At 59.2% G+C, this 17319-nt stretch carries 16 protein-coding genes; 7 read left to right on the top strand and 9 right to left on the bottom strand.

The window, feature by feature from the left end:
• Positions 1-71: 71 nt before the first annotated feature.
• The 3 genes from NB063_RS01630 to NB063_RS01620 form a co-directional block, all read right to left on the bottom strand.
• The gene (locus NB063_RS01630; RefSeq protein WP_250926989.1) at positions 72-1682 is read right to left on the bottom strand and encodes a sensor histidine kinase; all 1611 of its coding nucleotides are present in this window, start codon (positions 1680-1682) and stop codon (positions 72-74) included.
• A 157-nt stretch (positions 1683-1839) separates the two neighbouring features.
• Positions 1840-2154 carry a DUF2853 family protein gene (locus NB063_RS01625; RefSeq protein WP_250926988.1) on the bottom strand — a complete coding sequence of 105 codons (315 nt, stop codon included), beginning with the start codon at positions 2152-2154 and terminating at the stop codon, positions 1840-1842.
• 173 nt (positions 2155-2327) lie between these two features.
• Positions 2328-2828 carry a hypothetical protein gene (locus tag NB063_RS01620; RefSeq protein ID WP_250926987.1) on the bottom strand — a complete coding sequence of 167 codons (501 nt, stop codon included), beginning with the start codon at positions 2826-2828 and terminating at the stop codon, positions 2328-2330.
• Between the two features lie 97 nt (positions 2829-2925).
• Between NB063_RS01620 and NB063_RS01615 the strand changes: the two genes are divergently transcribed.
• Positions 2926-4524, top strand: coding sequence for a 3-keto-disaccharide hydrolase (locus tag NB063_RS01615; protein ID WP_250926986.1), 1599 nt, complete (start codon positions 2926-2928; stop codon positions 4522-4524).
• Between the two features lie 33 nt (positions 4525-4557).
• Here NB063_RS01615 and NB063_RS01610 read toward each other — a convergent pair whose 3' ends face one another.
• Together NB063_RS01610 and NB063_RS01605 are read right to left on the bottom strand one after the other, a co-directional pair.
• Positions 4558-5520 carry an aldo/keto reductase gene (locus tag NB063_RS01610; protein WP_250926985.1) on the bottom strand — a complete coding sequence of 321 codons (963 nt, stop codon included), beginning with the start codon at positions 5518-5520 and terminating at the stop codon, positions 4558-4560.
• Positions 5521-5654: 134 nt separating this feature from the next.
• Positions 5655-6635: a DUF481 domain-containing protein gene (locus NB063_RS01605; RefSeq protein ID WP_250926984.1), complete on the bottom strand. Its 981-nt coding sequence runs from the start codon at positions 6633-6635 to the stop codon at positions 5655-5657.
• Positions 6636-7099: 464 nt separating this feature from the next.
• On the opposite strand from NB063_RS01605, the gene NB063_RS01600 reads away from it, so the two are divergent.
• Together NB063_RS01600 and NB063_RS01595 are read left to right on the top strand one after the other, a co-directional pair.
• Positions 7100-9775, top strand: coding sequence for a DUF3656 domain-containing U32 family peptidase (locus NB063_RS01600; RefSeq protein WP_250926983.1), 2676 nt, complete (start codon positions 7100-7102; stop codon positions 9773-9775).
• Between the two features lie 24 nt (positions 9776-9799).
• Complete coding sequence (locus NB063_RS01595; RefSeq protein WP_250926982.1) at positions 9800-10387, top strand: cytochrome c oxidase subunit 3; 588 nt, start codon at positions 9800-9802, stop codon at positions 10385-10387.
• Positions 10388-10514: 127 nt separating this feature from the next.
• Here NB063_RS01595 and NB063_RS01590 read toward each other — a convergent pair whose 3' ends face one another.
• From NB063_RS01590 to NB063_RS01580, 3 genes are all read right to left on the bottom strand, one after another.
• The gene (locus NB063_RS01590) at positions 10515-10931 is read right to left on the bottom strand and encodes a methionine-R-sulfoxide reductase (protein ID WP_250926981.1); all 417 of its coding nucleotides are present in this window, start codon (positions 10929-10931) and stop codon (positions 10515-10517) included.
• A complete protein-coding gene (locus NB063_RS01585) occupies positions 10928-11902 on the bottom strand; it encodes a putative bifunctional lysylphosphatidylglycerol flippase/synthetase (RefSeq protein ID WP_322975043.1) in 975 nt (324 codons plus the stop codon). Before NB063_RS01585 ends, NB063_RS01590 begins: the two co-directional genes overlap by 4 nt.
• Before the next feature lie 384 nt (positions 11903-12286).
• Positions 12287-12817, bottom strand: coding sequence for a hypothetical protein (locus tag NB063_RS01580; protein ID WP_250926979.1), 531 nt, complete (start codon positions 12815-12817; stop codon positions 12287-12289).
• Positions 12818-13108: 291 nt separating this feature from the next.
• Here NB063_RS01580 and NB063_RS01575 point away from each other — a divergent pair, with 291 nt between their 5' ends.
• From NB063_RS01575 to NB063_RS01560, 4 genes are all read left to right on the top strand, one after another.
• The gene (locus NB063_RS01575; protein WP_250926978.1) at positions 13109-13402 is read left to right on the top strand and encodes a hypothetical protein; all 294 of its coding nucleotides are present in this window, start codon (positions 13109-13111) and stop codon (positions 13400-13402) included.
• A 3-nt stretch (positions 13403-13405) separates the two neighbouring features.
• On the top strand, positions 13406-14842 hold the full coding sequence (aroA, locus tag NB063_RS01570) for a 3-phosphoshikimate 1-carboxyvinyltransferase (protein WP_250926977.1): 1437 nt from the start codon (positions 13406-13408) through the stop codon (positions 14840-14842).
• Positions 14839-15609, top strand: a complete 771-nt coding sequence (locus NB063_RS01565; RefSeq protein ID WP_250926976.1) for an N-formylglutamate amidohydrolase — start codon at positions 14839-14841, stop codon at positions 15607-15609. The genes aroA and NB063_RS01565 overlap by 4 nt, the downstream gene beginning before the upstream one ends.
• A 458-nt stretch (positions 15610-16067) precedes the next feature.
• The gene (locus NB063_RS01560; RefSeq protein WP_250926975.1) at positions 16068-16874 is read left to right on the top strand and encodes a hypothetical protein; all 807 of its coding nucleotides are present in this window, start codon (positions 16068-16070) and stop codon (positions 16872-16874) included.
• Between the two features lie 213 nt (positions 16875-17087).
• Here the strand turns inward: NB063_RS01560 and NB063_RS01555 are convergent.
• Positions 17088-17319 (bottom strand): hypothetical protein (locus tag NB063_RS01555; RefSeq protein ID WP_250926974.1); only part of this gene is annotated, 232 nt, incomplete at its 5' end.

Below are 17319 nucleotides of genomic sequence, written 5' to 3'. Positions count from 1 at the left end.
CGATAACTGAAATCCCGGTGGAGCGGGTGGCACGTTTGAGAGCAATTGCGATGCGGATCGACGTACGGACCTCAGCGCACTGGCGGGCGAATCGAGGCAGATTGCGACTTCAACCGCTCGGAGTTCTGTTTCATTCTGACCGTCAGTCGCCGGAGTTCCTGGTCTAGACGTGTTGCGGCGACCGGTGTCGCCACAATCGGATTGGTACCGGGGCGGACCGTATCCCGATCGACGCTTCCTCCAAAGATCTCTGACGTTGCCGCTGACAACGCTTGCGTCGTCATCCGGTCGATCAACAAGCTCTGCAATGAACGATGTCCCACCGGCACGATCGTCGGTTCACTCCAGACGATCTCGACGTTTTCGAGCTGTTTGCCGACCGACCGTTCCATTTGCCGCAATCGTTCCGCGGCGCTGCGATGATCAGCATCGAGCACCCACACCCAGGTCCGCCGCGTGGTTCGATAACTCATCTCGAACCGTCCCAGTCGACTCTGCAACAGACGGTCAAACGTATCGATAACGGCCGCGGATTTCTCTCCCGTGATCGTGGTCGCACCGATCGCGACTCGACTATCTCGCCGCGGGCCGCTGCCAACAAAACCGAGCGAGACTTCTTCCCAGGAGGACGACGCGTCCGCCCGCCCCGATGAGTCCGAGTCGAATGAGCTTGGCGTCGTCGCGGTCGGCCGCATGGTCGGGCCAAACAACTGATTGCGGAACCGTGCATACGCCGTCGCGACCGCCGTGGGGTGGGCCAGCGGCGTCTCGAACATCACATCCGTTCCGCTACCAACGCGTGACCGAATCTTCAGATCGGAGTAATGCAGTGTGGCGAGTTGCCGACAAATCATCAGCCCCAGGCCCGTTCCGGCACCTCGGTCATGGAAGTCACGGGAGGAGCGTTTGGATACCGCATCCCGATCTGCCAATTGCCGTAGCCGCTCACCCGACATGCCACCGCCGCAATCGACGACCGACCAACGAACCACGCCCAATTCGTTCTCATCGTGAGCTTTAATCAGAATGGTGGTGTCCTCACCAGACGCCCGTTCGGCGTTTACGACCAGATTGACCAACAACCGACACAACAACATCGGGTCAACAAAGATGGCTGCCGCGTCGCCTTCCATACCGTCAAACAACAGCTCGATGCGTTTGGTCGCCAAAACCGCGGCAGTCGCATCACTGACCATCGTCCGAATGTCACTCCGCCTGACGACACGGCGATGCAGCGTGGTCGTTCCGCCGATGAGTCCGTCGGCGTGCAACATTTCGCCGACGAGAGCATTGAGATAATCACACTGCTTCAACGCCGCCTGCAACACATCAGATTGCATCGACGTGACTTGGCCCAATTGCCCGTCGCGGATCAATTCCATCGTCGCCGCAACGCTGGCCAACGGAGAGCGCAAGTCGTGAGCCGTTTCGCTGATCAAACGCACGGCCATTTCGACCGGCGCGTCGCCACGATCTTCGTTCGCATCTCGCGCCGCACCACGACTCGAATGCGTCCCACGAGACGAATCGACCCGATGGACCGCCCCACCCTCTGACAACAGCAACGCGTTTGTCGCGGTCGGTTCCGCTAGCGAATCGTCGCGTGGGGCAACGCGGCGAGGGCGGATCTTGGGTGGAGCGGACGGGGAAGCAACCGATGGCGTCTGGGGGCGCTGCGACATCACGGTGGACCTAAAGGAACAAAATGGAGAATACGGGAGGCGGGCAAAGGTCCGCCCTCTCGTCTCGCATCGGCGTTCATTTCATCCCAAATTCGCTAAAGTGCCTCCGCAGGCACTTCATTTCACAGCCCCAATCTGAAAATACGATTTAGAGGGCCTACGCAGCCAATCGGTGCATGGAACCACTCACATCGGCCAGCAGATAATAAAACGTCACACGACATTTCGCGGTGTCGCCAGCCATCTTTTCGCAAACCGCAGTAATGGCCTTTTCGGCCTCTTCGGGCGTCAGGTCGAGCGTTGTGGAGCAATAGCCGCTCTTGATCCGGGCCAGTTCATCGGGATCCGTCGCCGCCACCATCGACGAATCGTGACTATCCAACGCCAGGCCCAAATGTCCGACCAACGCCTCCACAGCCGTTTCATTAGGCGAGTCGACGTACTTTTTGACGTTTTCGAGGTACCTACTCATAGGACTTCCTTATCGTTTTATGGGACAAGATTGAAGAGTTGCGACCTAACCCGCCCCGGCCGTCAACCGAACGACCACGCGGCAATTAGTGCACAACGTCCCATCATAACGAATATCTAACGGTCGCTGTGGCCACCTAAGCCGCGACAATGTGTGATCCGTGTTCGCGGTCATTATCCTTCGCGGCGGAACACCCTCAGCACAGACGTCAGAACAGCGACAAAGCCGAACATCGGTAGGATCGCGATAATCAGTTTGGGTTGAGCGGCGACCATTACGATTGCGATCACGCCCAGCACGGCGAGCCCGGGAGGCAGCCACCGCACCGGCTTTCGCAACGAATCCCAAGCCAGCCACATCGCTCCGAGCACCAACCCGATTCGGGTCATCGCCGCCAGCAAGAACTGGCTCGTCGACACCGATCCGGTCCACTGGGCGACCGCGCCGCTGAAGTGTCCGATCGCCGCACCGATTAGCAAAATCGATGCCACGCCGCCAACGAGTCGACGACGAAACGCCCAATTCTTAGCCGCCGTGGTGGCCGCCCGCTCACGCCCCGATGATTCCCGACCGTCACCCGCGGGCGCCTTTCCGAACATCCCGCGTTCACCCTTGGCGAGTTCATTCGCCGCGGATTGCATCAGTTTTTGAAATAGCTTCTGATAAATTGCCATTGCCGCCATAGAGGGCTGTTCGGAACAAGAAAGGTCGCAGATTATACTACTCGATCTGTCGTTACTCACCTCGACCAATTTCCACTGCCTGTCCAACATGAATTTTCCGCAACGGAATCTCGCTCGCTGCTCCCCGGCTCGAACGATCACCCCAGTCGCGATTCTCCGCACAGCGACCGCTGTGTTGGGCACATTCCTTGTCACCACTTTCTGCTGCCTCACCCCGTCCACATCCGCGGCTGAGCCCGCCTCGACAGCCCAGGAAGCGGCTCAGGAATCTGAAAACGATCCCGCCCCGAAAACGCCACCGGACTCCTCGGACTCCCCGAGCGCGGCTCCGACCGCCGATGCCACTGCAAGCACCGACACCCCCGCTGCGACCTCGCCTTCGCAAGTCCCCACCGACACTACCAACGAAGCCGCACAACCCAAACCGGTCACCAACGGCCAGCGTCGACCGCTGTTTGACGGAAAATCCTTGACCGGATGGACCAACCCGTACGAATGGGGCAAAGTCGAAGTCGTCGATGGTGAAATCCATCTGACGAGCGACCGCGAGTTCTTCCTCGTCACCGAGCAGGAGTTTTACGACTACGAATTCGAAGGCGAACTGAAACTGCCCGAAGGAAAATCGAACAGCGGCTTCATGGCCCGCGGCCAAGTCCTGCCCAATCGGGTTTACGGCTATCAGGCCGAAGCCGATCCGACCGAACGTCGTTGGTCGGGTGGCCTATATGACGAGAGCCGCCGGCAATGGCTCAACCCGCTTTGGAAGCAGAGCGAAGCTCAAGCGGCGTTCGATCGAAACCGTTGGAACCGGTTCCGCATCCGCTGCGTCGGCAACCACTTGCAATTCTTCGTCAATGACGTTCCCACCACCGATTACTTTGACACCGCCGATCTCAGCGGCCGAATCGGGCTGCAACACCACGGCGAAAAGGGACAAACGTATCGTTTCCGCAATCTGATCGTTCGCGAACTCGGCAAACAACAATGGGTGCCCCTCTTCAACGCCGAGACCGCCACCGGTGAACTCGGCGAAGGAGAAATCATTCCCGGGTGGAAAACGATTGGTGGCGGCAACTGGACGGTCGCCGATGGCATCTTGCAGGGCCGCGCCAGCATCGAGGCAAACGAACCCAACGGGTTGCTCTATTCGACCAAAGAATTCACCAACGCGACGTTTCGAATCGTCTACCGTTTCAAACAGGGAGACAGCGGTTTCTTTGTGCGGAGCAGGATCACGCAAGCGAACCCGTTCGTCGTTGGCGTGCAATGCGAAATCGATGGTTCCGATGAAGTCGCGGGGCTGTATCAAACCGGTGGCAAAGGTTGGGTAGCCAAACCACTGCACTATCTCGAAACCCGATTCCCACCCGATCGACGCGATGTCGTGCGTTTCCAGTGGAACCAAGCCCGCAATGGTGTCGACCTGTCCGAACTAGCGACCAAACCACCAACCCCTGAATCGGCCGAACAAGCCGCTCAGGCAGCCGCGCAAGATCCTCCGTGGCACACGATGATCGTCAACGTTCACGGCAAACGTATCGTGACACATTTGAACGATTGCCTGGCGTCCGATTTCGTAGTCGACGACCTCGCGGATAGCGGAGTGGTTGCGTTGCAACTGCACGGCAATCAAAACCTCGAAATCGATTTCCGCAGCGTCGAGGTGTTGCAGCCCGTCACAGAATGACCGCAATCAAGGCGGGACTTCGAGGGGCCGAGATTAACTCGCGACTAAGGCATTGATTCTCGTGAGCGTCTCCGCCTCGAGCGGTCCCGCGCCCGCCACCTCGCGAATTTGCTCGGGACGTCGCGCACCGACAAGGGCTCCGGTCACACCCGCCTGGGACAGTGTCCACGACACACTCAAATTGGCGACCGTTCGTCCCGTTTCGCTGGCAATCTCTTTCAATCCATCCACGACTCGGTGCGCCGCCGCCCGCCGTTCACCTTGGAAAACCGCATACCCCGGCCGGCTATCGCCAGGAGGGAACACATGGTCCGGCGAGATTTTCCCGGCTAACAACCCCTTCATCAACGTCCAGTAAACCAGCACGTCGCAACCCTGACTCGCGGAATCCGCGATCACGGTGCCAAGGGTTCCTTGCTCGAGCAAATTCAGCGGACACTGGATCGCTCGGCAATCGCACACCGCGTCGAACCGGGCTCGCTCGGCCTCGCTTGCATTGCACAACCCGATCCGCTCGGCCAAACCACGCTCGCGCAGCTTGAGCAACGCCTCGGCGCTACGTTCAATCGGTACGCTCTCGTCAATGCTGTGCAGCATCAAAGTGTTGAACCGTTCGATACCGAGGCGACGGAGCGATTCCTCGGCATCGGCACACAGCGTCTCCGGACGCGAATCGACAACACGTTTCCCATCGTCGAGATAACGCTGGCCCACCTTACTGACGATGTGAAACCGATCGGTGTCACCGTGGATCGCTCGCGCAAGATACCGGTCCGACTCGCCGCTCAATCCGTAGCTGTACGCGGTATCAAACGTCGTAACCCCTAGCTCAATCGCCGTCGCGATCGTTTCATCAGCATCCCGATCGGTAACGCCAACCGTTGTCACCCCCGCAATCGGCCACAGCCCGAGAACGACTTCGCCTCGAAATAAAGGCGCCGAAGGCGTGGAGCCGGAAGCGGGCGAGTCAGCCAAAGACGGATCGTTTTCATTCACAGCGACAAAGACTCTCGAGCAAGACAGCGAAACAAGCTGACCTCAAACATCTCGCCGTGTCATCGCCTCGTCAACCCAACCTCAGCACGAGAGCTGTTTCATTTGTCTGGGCGGGTGCGATCCGTTGAGCGTACTTAGAATTTGTAGAGCAACAGCGCCGAATAGTAGAAGTCGTTTGCCAGTGCTCCTTGCGGTGTGCTGTCATAACGGTCGGTGACCGAAAGACGCAGTGACAGGTTCTTAGAGTTGTCAATCAGCGACTCCCAGGAAACGTCGGTGACGACTCGGTAGTCTCCGAAGTCCTCAAAGGTAGGGAAGTAGTCGATCTTGGCTTTCAATTTCTGACGAGACGATAGCTTGTGGTCGGCTTCAAGTCCGAACACGGCTTCCGGTGTCCACTCATCGACCGGTGAATCGAATTCACGCGACGCACCGGCACCAATGCGTGTCACGAGGTTGGTATTGTCGTTGCGGATCCAGTAGTAACCCAGACCAGCGTTCAGGTTCAAACGCAAGTCAAACGCTTTGAACTCGTCATACTCCATCCCGAGCTTACCGAACGTCGTCCAGTTGGAATCGCCCAACAATCGGTCGTAGTCGAGGTTGAGTCGGGCGTTGTCTTCGGTCGTCCGGTTCTGTGCACTCGCTTGGCGATAATCGATATCGAGCGCGAGTGTGTAGCGGTCGGTTTTTCGTTTCATTTCTAGCCCGGTTTGGATCGCGAGCGTTTCCGCGTTCCCTGTGCTGCCGTCGAGCCCGAACTCGGCGTGGTTCTCCCACCCTTTGGACATCCACCGCCACGGCACCTGGTACCAGCGCACGACTTCCTGTTCGAGCGGGGGTTCATCAAGCGTTGCCCCCTCCGAAATCGCCGCACCGATCGGCAATTGGCGCTCAGGAATCGGAGCGATCGAGGACGCCGAAGATTTCCCACCGCTGGGATCGGTCAGCGGCAAGTCAACGATCGGTTGCTGCAGCGGGGCCTGCGACAAACCGAAGTTTTCGACCCATTCGTCTGGCAGTTCGTTGATCGGTGGCGCCGCGGGCAGAGATTCGTAACCGGAACCGTTCCACGTGGATTGGCCGGTTTGCCACGACGGAGCGGGGGCAGGCAAGGAATATTGGCCAAAGACTGACGTCGCGCAGAAGCACGAAAGGAAGCTCGCGAGAGACAAGGCAGCGAACGTTCGGCGGTGAATGCAAGCGGCTTGCATGACAGTCCTCGAGTATTGATATAACGCCACCGGCGATTTACCGGGCGGCGACCAGTGAACTCATGTACAAACACACCCATCCACAGGCTAGCCCGAGTGTTAACAAATTGGCCTTGTATCACGAAAGGCAGATTCGGCCCTACGGCGGTTCCATCAGAGCAATTGGACAATGGGACGACTGACTAAATGCGAAAGTTGTGAAATTGCGTTTCTCGCTTTTAATCGGGGCAACGGCCCGCTATCCAAACGGCAGGCACATTACTTGGACGACGTGAAACCGCCGTGAAACTCGATGCAGTCGAGGCGAATCCCCACGCCCCAAGGAAGCGGTATTAAGCGAGATCGACGGCTGCTATTCTGTGGAGATGAACCAATCAGTCGCCTCGAATCGTCTCCCACAGCCCGCGAACCCGGTTCGTGTGCCCGAACTGCTTTCCCCCGCAGGCAGCTGGCAATGCGCTGAAGCGGCGGTCGAAAACGGGGCCGATGCGATCTACTTCGGGGTCGATCGAGGATTCAACGCTCGCTCGCGGGCGGCGAACTTTGGGCTCGGCGATCTCCCCGATCTGATGCGGATGCTCCGTCTGCGCGGCGTGCGTGGATACGTGACGCTTAACACACTCGTGTTTCCCGATGAAATGCGTTCGCTCGTGGAAGTCGTCGATGCGATCGCGAGGGCGGGCGTCGACGCGGTGCTGGTCCAAGATTTCGGTGTCGCTCGCGTGGTGCGGTCGATGTGTTCCGAACTCGAAATTCACGCCTCGACCCAAATGAGTCTGACATCCGCCGAAACGATCGCTGTCGCCGAGGAACTCGGACTGTCGCGGGTCGTGCTGGCCCGTGAGCTCTCGATTGGTGAGATCGCCAAGATCCGCTCAGCGACGCCAATGCCGCTGGAAGCCTTCATTCACGGGGCGTTGTGCGTCGCCTATTCGGGGCAATGCTTGACCAGCGAATCGTTGGGAGGACGTAGTGCGAATCGTGGTCAATGTGCCCAAGCCTGCCGATTGCCCTACGAATTGGTCTGCGACGGCGAAGACCGCAACCTTGGTGACGTGCGATACTTGCTCTCACCCCAGGACCTCGCCGGTTATGCCGCGATCCCCGACATGATCAACGCGGGGATCGACAGTCTCAAGATCGAAGGCCGTTTGAAAACACCCGAGTACGTCGCGAACATCACCGGTCATTACCGACACGCGATCGATCAAGCCGTGTCGACGGGCACGGTACGGGTCAGCCAGCGGGATCGACAGGAGATGGAACTGTCATTCTCCCGGGGTTTCGCACCGGGCTGGTTGGAAGGCAACGACCACAAACGTTTGGTCCCGGGCGTGCGTGCGGCCAAGCAAGGCATCGCCCTCGGTGAGATCGATGAGATCCGTGGCGACGAAATTCGCGTCAGGATCTCTGCCGACGTGTCGCTCGGTGACGGGCTGGCGATCGCATCAGCTACCGAACCCCGCCGAACTTGGGGAGAGGATGCGTACGCGGGCAGCGGATTCGCTGACAATCACCAGGGCGGTCGAATCTACTCCATCAAACTTGCCGGCCGCACCAAGAAAACAGAAAAGCTAAAGACGGCGACACCGGGTAGCGACGTTTGGATCGGATTCGGACGCGACGCGATCGACTTTTCACGGATCGACGAAGGCGCCGCGGTCTTCAAGAACGATGATCCCAAACTCAACAAGAAACTCGCGGCGACCTTCGGCGGTAAGCCGCGTCGAACACGTGGCATCGACATCCGCGTCGCCGCTCGAACTGGTAAACCGCTCCGCGTCATCGCGCGAATTGCCGCGATCGGTGACGACGTCCAGTCCACCAACTGCAATGAGCCGATCGAAGTCTCCGTCGTTGCGGACACTTCACTCGAAGTCGCTAACAAACACGCAATCACCAAGGAAGTGTTGGCGGACAAACTCGGCCGACTTGGCGGAACCCCGTTCCACTTGTCCAGCATCGATGCGACAATCATGGGTGCCCCCCTTGTTCCGCTCGGGCTTCTCAATGCCCTCCGCCGCGACCTGATCGAAAAACTCACCACGCGTCTCGAGCAAACACCATCTCGCACGGTTAACACCGAGACCGGTGCCGCGTTGGTGACCGGACTGCGTGCTCCTTCCGCTCAAAGTGCACCGTTCGCTGAGATACCAGACGTTGCACCGGACAAACCGTCAACACCTAAGCTATCCGTGTTATGCCGCACGATGGAGCAACTCGAAGCCTCCGTGGCTGCCGGCGTTGACACGGTGATCGCGGACTTCCACGACGTTCGAACGCATCGAGATGCCGTTCGAGTCGCTCGCGAAGGCGGTGCGCACGTGATGCTCGCGTCGATCCGGATGCAAAAGCCCGGTGAGATGGGGCTGATCCGGCAAATCTTGAAATACCAACCCGATGCCGTCCTAGCTCGAAACTTGGCTGCCCTCGATGCCGCCGTGTCCGCGGGCCTGGAAACGGTCGCGGACTTCTCATTGAACATCGCCAACCATCGTTCGGCCGAGTGGTTGATGGAACGCGGAGTTCGCCGGGTGACGACGTCTTATGACTTGAACGCGGACCAGCTCGATGGCCTCGTCGCGGCAACGCCAGGTGAGTGGTTGGAAGTCGTCATGCATCAACACATGCCGATGTTCCACATGGAGCACTGTGTGTTTTGCAGCGTTTTGTCGCCCGGAACGAACAAAACGAATTGCGGCCGCCCATGCGACCGGCACGTGGTGCAACTGCGAGATCGGGTTGGCAAATTGCATGTCTTGCAAGCCGACATCGCCTGCCGAAACACGCTCTACAATGCGACGCCGCAAAGCGCCGCCGACGTGGTGGGTTCGTTAATCGAGCGCGGCGTTGGCTGGTTCCGAATCGAACTGCTCGAAGAAAACGCCACCGAGGCTGGTGAGATTATTCGGTTGTATCGCGAGCTGTTATGCGGTCAGGTGAGTGGGCCGGAAGTTTGGCGACGCTTGGCGGCGGACAACCGCGTCGGCGTGACACGGGGAACGTTGGAAGCGAAACGCGACCCATTAGCGATTCTGTAAACACACACCGATCCAAAGATTTCAGTGCCCAATTCTGCATCTCGCTTGCCGACAGACCTGCGTTACCGTCAAGGCGGTTGGCTGTTTCTCGGTACGTTGTTGGTCTTCTTCGTGAGCAGCCTGTTGCTCTACGGTCTTTACGCGGCGTCTCGGCAAGGTGACCCACAGAGTGCGGTGCAGCTACCGTCGAGTTTTCTGTTGAGCACGCTGATCTTGATCGGAATCAGCGCGATGGTTCACGTCGCCACGCGAACCGTTCGGCGAAGCAAACGCGTGATCACGGCCGTGTTGCTCGCCGCCTGCGCCGTGTCGGCGGTGTTGTTCATGTTGATCCAGTATCAGTCGATGTTGGACCTGCTGAGCGGACCGGCGATGCAGGGCGGAACCGGAAAAGGCGTGGCCGGCATGGTCGTCGTCCTGGCGTTCCTGCACGCGTTGCACGTCGCCGGTGGAGTCATCTCGCTGGGGATCGTTGGTGTGCGAGCAGCACGTGGACGCTACGACCACGAACGATATTGGCCGGTCGATTTCGCCGCCCACTACTGGCACTTTCTCGACCTCGTTTGGCTCTGCATGCTCGCCGCGTTTATGATCACGACCGGCGGGTTTTAAGTTAGCTGTTAGCTGTTAGCTTCTAGCTTCTAGCTTCTGACGCAGTGCGATTGGCATGGCTCAGATGCCTGGCCCCTTTTTCGAATCATTTTAGGCGTTGGCGGCTGCGTTTTGTTCGGGAGCAGCGTTAGACGATCTTCTCGGGCAACGGTTCGCCGGCGGGGATCAGCCGCATCGAGATGCTGTTGACGCAGTGACGCGTGTTTTTCTCGGTTAGGCGTTCGCCGTGGAACACGTGACCGAGGTGACCGCCGCAGTTGTTACACACGATCTCGATCCGTCGCCCATCGGCGTCGGGTTCACGCCGTACAGCTCCTTCGATTTCGTCGTCGAAACTCGGCCATCCGCAATGACTGTTGAACTTATCTTCGCTGCGATAAAGCGGCGCGTTGCAGCGGCGACAGATATACGTGCCGCTGTCGGTCGTCAGCGTGTAACCGCCCGGCCCGGGAGCCTCGGTTCCTTTGTGCAGGATCACCCGTGCCGCTTTGGCGTCGAGTTCGTTGTACTTGGGTGACGATTCTTTGTTGGATTCTTGCGTCATGATGCGTCTATAAAAGGTGGGTCAGGATTTTTCGGACGTGGCGGTTCGGGTGGCCGACTCCGTTCGATCTTGGCATCCGTCTGAGCTTCGATCGCGCCAGCGTAAATTTCGTGACCGACCAACACGATCATGCCCACAAACAGAGGCAAGATGTAGTACAGGATTCGGAAAATCAACACCGACGCGAGCACGGGTTGCCCAACTGTATCTTTAAGCAATGTCCAGAGGATCAGTTCAAGCACGCCCAAACCACCGGGCACTTGAGAGATCAGTGAGACCACGATAGCCACAAGGTACGCCGCGAGCACCATCGGAAACGGCACGACCGCATAGCCGGGCATGACCAGATAAAGCGCCGTCGCCGAGATCAGCAAATCGACAGCCGCGACCGCAGCCTGCACCGATGCCAACCCCACCGAAGGTGGACGCAAATGCAACTTTCCGATCGGCCACGGCTTGTGCCAAAACAAACATACCAGCCCATAGAAACACGTCACCGATAAGAGGATGATGCCCAGCGTTCTGGTTCCAAATGGCAACGCATATTTGGCCGGCAACTCGATCGGAGCCAACGTCAACGCGATACCACCGAGCACGCAGACCCCCGACCAGAACGTCAACGCGAGCACTGACATTAACGCCACGATCTGCGTGTGAGTCAGTCCCCAACGATGATAGAAGCGATATCGAATCGGCGCCGCAGCGATCAACGTGCCGAGATTATTGCCGAGCGAATAGCCCAAAAACGCGACCAGTGCGACGCGTCGCAGAGGCAACACTCGGCAAACGTATCGCAGCGCCAGCAGATCGTAACAGGTCAACAGCCCATAGTTGAGCGCGATCAAGAACGCGGCGATCACCAAGTAGGCGGGCTCGATGCTGGTCAAGCCGCCCATGAATTCCTCGCGAGAAATTTTTCCCGCTTCGCTGATCAGCAACCTGATTGCGAATGCGAACAGGACCAGCGCCATCGCGGGCCCGACGAGTTTGCGCGGATCGACCTTGAACAATTGAGGGTTGCCTTGGGGGAAGCGTGACCAGTCCAGCAATGAACTGTAATACGGCCACTTTCATAACACCCCAAGCATGATTCTCGTAGGGCGGGTTACGCGAGAGCACCAATTCACGCCGTTGCTGCGACGCCAATTGTAGGTGGAAAAACCATACGGCGTTCGGCGATCGAAATCGGTTTCCCCCAATTTTCGCAACTCGCAAGGAATTTTCATCCAAGGACGATGACGGAGGGAGAGGCCCGCGCATCAAAAAACCGGCCCATACGGCCGGTTTGTGATCGAGTGATTCGATCGAGTGGTGTTTCAATGCGACGTGGCGACCGCATTGACCGCCTCGACTCGTTATTCCCAACCCAGCGACTCATCGCTGGGAGCTTGGTAGTTGATATCTTGCAAATCGAGGTCGCGGAATCGATCCTCCATTTCTCTCAGATTATTTTCGTCGAGCTCACGACGCTCCGAATCGTTCATCTCTCTGTCGTCAAGCGATCGTTCGTCATCATTGAGTTCGGCACCTTCGCCGTCCGACATTTCGTCGTCACCACCACTCCGCATTCCCTGCTGTCTTCTCGCATCGGCGTCGTCCGCGTCGACGCGTGCAGACAAGTCCGCCGCGCGACTGCCGCCAGGATCGAAGATACTGCCGACGCGTCCGGAATCTCGCAACGTCCGCTGCCACACGCCGCCGTACGAAGGATACGATTCCAAATCGCAATCGGCACACAACCGGCATCCGCCGACCAGCGAAACGCAGGGCATCGCGATGACGGCGACCAGGGTGAAACACAGATTCACACGTCGCGACGGATGACGCGAAGGGATCATCCGGCTCGAAACGCGACCGGCAGCGTTGCGAAGTTGGGTAATAGCCATGAGAGGACCGAAAACGTTGGTATTTTTGAGGCAAAATCGACAGACGACGCATCCTTCTCGTTTTTCGGCGATCGATCCCGTTGGCGATGAGTCAAAATGGGAAGAATTTGAGGGTTAATCCGGTCGCATCGATTTTTCTGGCTCTTTTTTTCAAATTTCGCTCAAGTTCGACCTTTCCAGCGGGGGGCAAAATACGAGAGAAAGAAATTGTCGCGGCCAGCAAGGATCGTTCGCCCGACCCTCGAGCACGATCGCTCGAGTCTTTTCTGCTCAGCACAAGGATGTAAAGTAATGGCTCAAATCGTATTTATCGCGTCGGCATTCAGCGCCCTCGGGCTCCCCATCATTGCCCTGCTGGCCCTGATGTTGGCGAAGTTGACCACCGGAATGGCCGCTCGGAAAGCGGAACGGCGTTTTCTCGCTGTTTTGATCGTAATGACGCTCGTGACGGCCCACACTGTTATGATGCAGAATGCGGCGTGGCTGATCCACACGACGACCTTGTCGTTGATGGTGGTCGGGTCGTTGTGGATCCCTGGCCAACAAACACTTAGCGAATCGAACGACCCGTTTTTCGCGGGATAAATCATGACACAGCCCGCCGCCAATGATGCACCCGTCGCCTCGCCTACAACGAGAATTTGCGTCATTCCAGGCGGACCCGTCGAAGGCAAGATGCGTCCCCCGGGTAGCAAAAGCCTTACCAACCGGGCATTGATCTGTGCCGCCTTCGCCAGCGGAACCAGCCGTCTGGCGGGCACGCTGGTCAGCGAAGACACCGAAGTCATGATCGACTCGCTGGCTAAAATCGGCGTCTCGATCAAACCTGTTGACGGCGGCCGGACGCTCGTCGTCGAGGGCGTCGGCGGAGTCGTCAGCGACGACGCCAGGAAAATCAGCTCCGATGAGCCCGTCGATATGTTCATCGCCAACAGCGGCACGACGGTCCGATTCTTGACTGCCGCTCTGTCCGCCTTTGGTGGCAAATACCGATTGTCGGGCACCGAGCGGATGCACGAACGGCCGATCGGCGACTTGGTCGACGCGATCGCTCCGGCTCTGGACGGATGGATCGTCGCCACTTCGGACGGAAAATGCCCTCCCGTCGAAATCGATTCGATGGGCTGGACGGGACAACCGATGCGAGTCGGCGGTGACGTCAGCAGCCAATACCTCAGCGGCCTGATGATGGCCGGCCCCATTGCTGGCAAACCAGTACGGATCGAAATCATCGGTGAACTGGTCTCCGTCCCCTACGTGCGGATGACCGCTCAACTGATCAAAGCATTCGGCGGCTCAACGCATTGGGAATTCGAAGGCGACGATTCCTGGAGCAACCTCCGCTGCGTCACCGTTGACGGTTCTTTCCATGGCTGCGAATTCGACGTCGAACCAGACGCCTCGGCGGCCAGTTACTTTTGGGCGGCCGCCGCGATCACGGGTGGCCGAGTCTTGGTCGAAGGTCTCGACGAGAACGCTTCGCAAGGCGACGTTCAATTCGCACGAGTGCTCGAGATGATGGGCTGCGAATACATCGCGCAGGACACCGGCATTGAGATCGTCGGCGGCCCTCTTCGCGGGATCGACGTCGAGATGGGTGAAATCAGCGACACCGTTCAAACACTCGCTGTTGTCGCACTTTTCGCCGACGGCCCGACTCGCGTCCGGGGAGTCGCCCACAACCGATTCAAAGAGACCGACCGGATCGGCAACCTCGCGATCGAACTGAGAAAGCTTGGCGGCCGGATCGACGAGCATGACGACGGGCTGACGATTCACCCACTCGGCGATCTATCCGGCACGCTCTCCACCCGCAATCCGCAGGGGGTCGTATTCGAGACATACAACGACCACCGGATGGCCATGAGCTTCGCACTGCTCGGACTGCGTCTGGCCGGAATCGAAATCGCTGACCCCGCCTGCACCCGCAAGACCTACCCGGACTTTTGGGCTGACCTCGAATCCTTGACCGGCCGTGCTCACGTTTGGACGACCGGCCTGCCCGGCGGGGCGAGTGCACCATGAGCCTGCTGATCACATGCGACACCGGCGGATGGAAAACCCCGTCGCGTCTTCGCTCACGCCTCGAAGGTACCCAACTCGAATCGGCAACCATCCTGCGAGATCAGTCGATCGTCGCGGGAGCCGTCCATCACGCCCCATTGGCGAGAGCGGGCATCGACCGAGAATCCAACCTTGCCGCCCGACGTCTCGCCTACCGAAGCGGCGCGACGATCATCTGCAACGAATACCGAGCCGACTTAATCGACGTCGGTCGATCGCTGCATCACCGCGAACTGCATTCTCCCGCCGCGCGGGCACTTCCTCAATCGACGCGGGATGCGATCGTCGAAGAGATCTACACCCCGTATCGGAACCGGATCGAACGCCAAATCCTCGACCTGCTCAGGAGCTGGACCTATGTCGTTCATCTCTCCGTGCGAACCTTCGACGCCAAGACCAGCGAGGGGCGTTGGCGTCGCGGCGACGTCGGATTGCTATACGATCCTGCACGTCCTGACGAATTGGACTGGTGCCTCGATCTTGTGGAAGAACTTTACGTGACGGCGCCGGACCTGAAAGTCAGACGCAACCATCCCGGCCGCGGCACCAACGATTCATTAACCAAGTCGATGCGTGCGATTTTTTCCGAAGACGTCTACCTCGGCATCGAGCTAGTGCTCAACCGGGCCTGGATGGCCCGCCCCGTGGTCCTCCGCGACATCGTGCTCGACAAACTCGGCGAAGCGATCGGCAGTCTCTCCGCCGAACAGGTCAATCGAGCTGCCTAACCACGGCGCCGCGAATCTGTAATCCGCCTCCAAGCAAGCCGGCCCATCGCCCCAAGCCGATCGCGGTGGCACCCGCTCGTTACCATCGACTCCCGCACGAGCCGGGTGTCTTTAATAGCGGAGCGGCGCGAGCCGCCCGGTCCCAGCGAGTAAGTTGTTCGCGATTCACCGGGCGGCTCGCGCCGCACCGCTAACAAAGCAGCAGGATTTGCCCCAACTCCCAACTCCCAACTCCCAACTCCCAACTCCCAACTCCCAACTCCCAACTCCCAACTCCCAACTCCCAACCCGGCAACTTTCGCGAATGCCCGGGTTCTGCCGCCGGAACTAAAATCTCGGGATTTTCGCTGGGGACGAAGCCGATGAAGGAGAGACAAGCACACGCATGAAGCGAAAAAATGTGCCGTTTCAAGGACGAAGCTGGTCTCATCCACCATCCAGCTTACGAGTCCCCTATCGTGCGAAATCTCACTATCGGCGCCCTGATCATCATCGGCGGCACCGTCGCAGCCCTGCCCTTTCGACGAGCTCCTGTCGAGTCCGGCCCCGAACACAACGATTCGCTTCTGGCGACCGGTCCGTCATCGGATCTCGCCATCACGGGTGAATCGATCACGTTCGAGCAACTGTTCGTCAACCCGGAATCCGATCCGGGCAGTGCCAACAACCACGGCCAACCGAACCAACCCATGACGCTGGCCTCGCAGGCGTTTGCCCCGAATGTGCCTCGTGGCATCCCGTCCGACGCAGTCGCTCGCCCGCGTCGTGACCTCCGCGTGCCGCTGACGTACGACGATCTCGCCGTGCCGCTTTCGACGCCCCATTTCACTGACGGCCGATTCGACGCATTGGCAACGCACCAAGACTCACGCGCCCAGCGAAACGCCCCGGCCGCCTACCCGTCTTTCGATACGATCGCGAACCGGGGGTCCGACCCAAACGCGATCTCGCGGGGATACGAGGCGATGCGAATCACCGCTGGCGCGGGTCCACAGGCCAATCAACGTCGCGCCCCTTGGGAAATGGCGAGCGACCTGCCCCAGTCCATTCTTGCCGACGCGAGCGAGCGGGCTTACACCGGCAGCCCCACGTCTGAGTCTCCAGCGACGGTGGCTACCCCGGCACCGTCAACCCGGCCTCAGTTCGCTCCGCAGCCCACATCGGTGCAAGGGCGATTAGCCAGCGAAGCCCGCCCGCGTGAGTCACAGCCTGAGGTGACTGCCCAGCAATCTCGAATTCGGCACTGGATTCGCCAACCGGAATAGCGGCTCTGGGGCCGCTGCCCTGGCCTACTTCTGCCCGCCTCTACCGAGATCGCGGAAAGCGGGCTCAACCGCACTCCCCTGCCCTGCGAGGCCGTGCGACTTTGCAAACGCCTCGATTGGCTCGATGGGACATCGATTGTTTTAGTGCCTTTTTTAGCGGAACGGCGCAAGCCGTCCGGTCCCGAGTCACCGGACGGCTCGCGCCGTTCCGCTTCATTTGCAATCCTTCAGTAATACAATCGACGTCCCTCCGAGACCGGCTCTCATCTCGCCCCGGATCGGGAGGTCTCGGGAGAGCCGAGCTCGCAGCGGGTCTGGCTGCAGGCTTTCTCGCTGTGCAGCCCGCTCGCCCCAGGGGTCCAGCCGGGAGGCAAGCATGAAAGGCGCCGCGCCGCTAAGCAGGTATGCAGAAATCATCTGGCGAGACTGCCGCGAACTGTAGGCC

It is taken from the genome of Aporhodopirellula aestuarii, assembly GCF_023701485.1.
In the GTDB taxonomy this organism is placed as follows: Bacteria; Planctomycetota; Planctomycetia; order Pirellulales; family Pirellulaceae; genus Rhodopirellula; species Rhodopirellula aestuarii.
The sequence above is the reverse complement of the archived record's forward strand: the minus strand, read 5'-3'. Positions and strand labels throughout refer to the sequence as shown.

Coding starts and splice junctions, on each gene's coding strand:
- NB063_RS01620 (WP_250926987.1), bottom strand. CDS start 2,828: ATGGCAATTTATCAGAAGCTATTTCAAAAACTGATGCAATCCGCGGCG.
- aroA (WP_250926977.1), top strand. CDS start 13,406: ATGACACAGCCCGCCGCCAATGATGCACCCGTCGCCTCGCCTACAACG.
- NB063_RS01565 (WP_250926976.1), top strand. CDS start 14,839: ATGAGCCTGCTGATCACATGCGACACCGGCGGATGGAAAACCCCGTCG.
- NB063_RS01580 (WP_250926979.1), bottom strand. CDS start 12,817: ATGGCTATTACCCAACTTCGCAACGCTGCCGGTCGCGTTTCGAGCCGG.
- NB063_RS01585 (WP_322975043.1), bottom strand. CDS start 11,902: ATGGCGCTGGTCCTGTTCGCATTCGCAATCAGGTTGCTGATCAGCGAA.
- NB063_RS01600 (WP_250926983.1), top strand. CDS start 7,100: ATGAACCAATCAGTCGCCTCGAATCGTCTCCCACAGCCCGCGAACCCG.
- NB063_RS01590 (WP_250926981.1), bottom strand. CDS start 10,931: ATGACGCAAGAATCCAACAAAGAATCGTCACCCAAGTACAACGAACTC.
- NB063_RS01575 (WP_250926978.1), top strand. CDS start 13,109: ATGGCTCAAATCGTATTTATCGCGTCGGCATTCAGCGCCCTCGGGCTC.
- NB063_RS01630 (WP_250926989.1), bottom strand. CDS start 1,682: ATGTCGCAGCGCCCCCAGACGCCATCGGTTGCTTCCCCGTCCGCTCCA.
- NB063_RS01615 (WP_250926986.1), top strand. CDS start 2,926: ATGAATTTTCCGCAACGGAATCTCGCTCGCTGCTCCCCGGCTCGAACG.
- NB063_RS01625 (WP_250926988.1), bottom strand. CDS start 2,154: ATGAGTAGGTACCTCGAAAACGTCAAAAAGTACGTCGACTCGCCTAAT.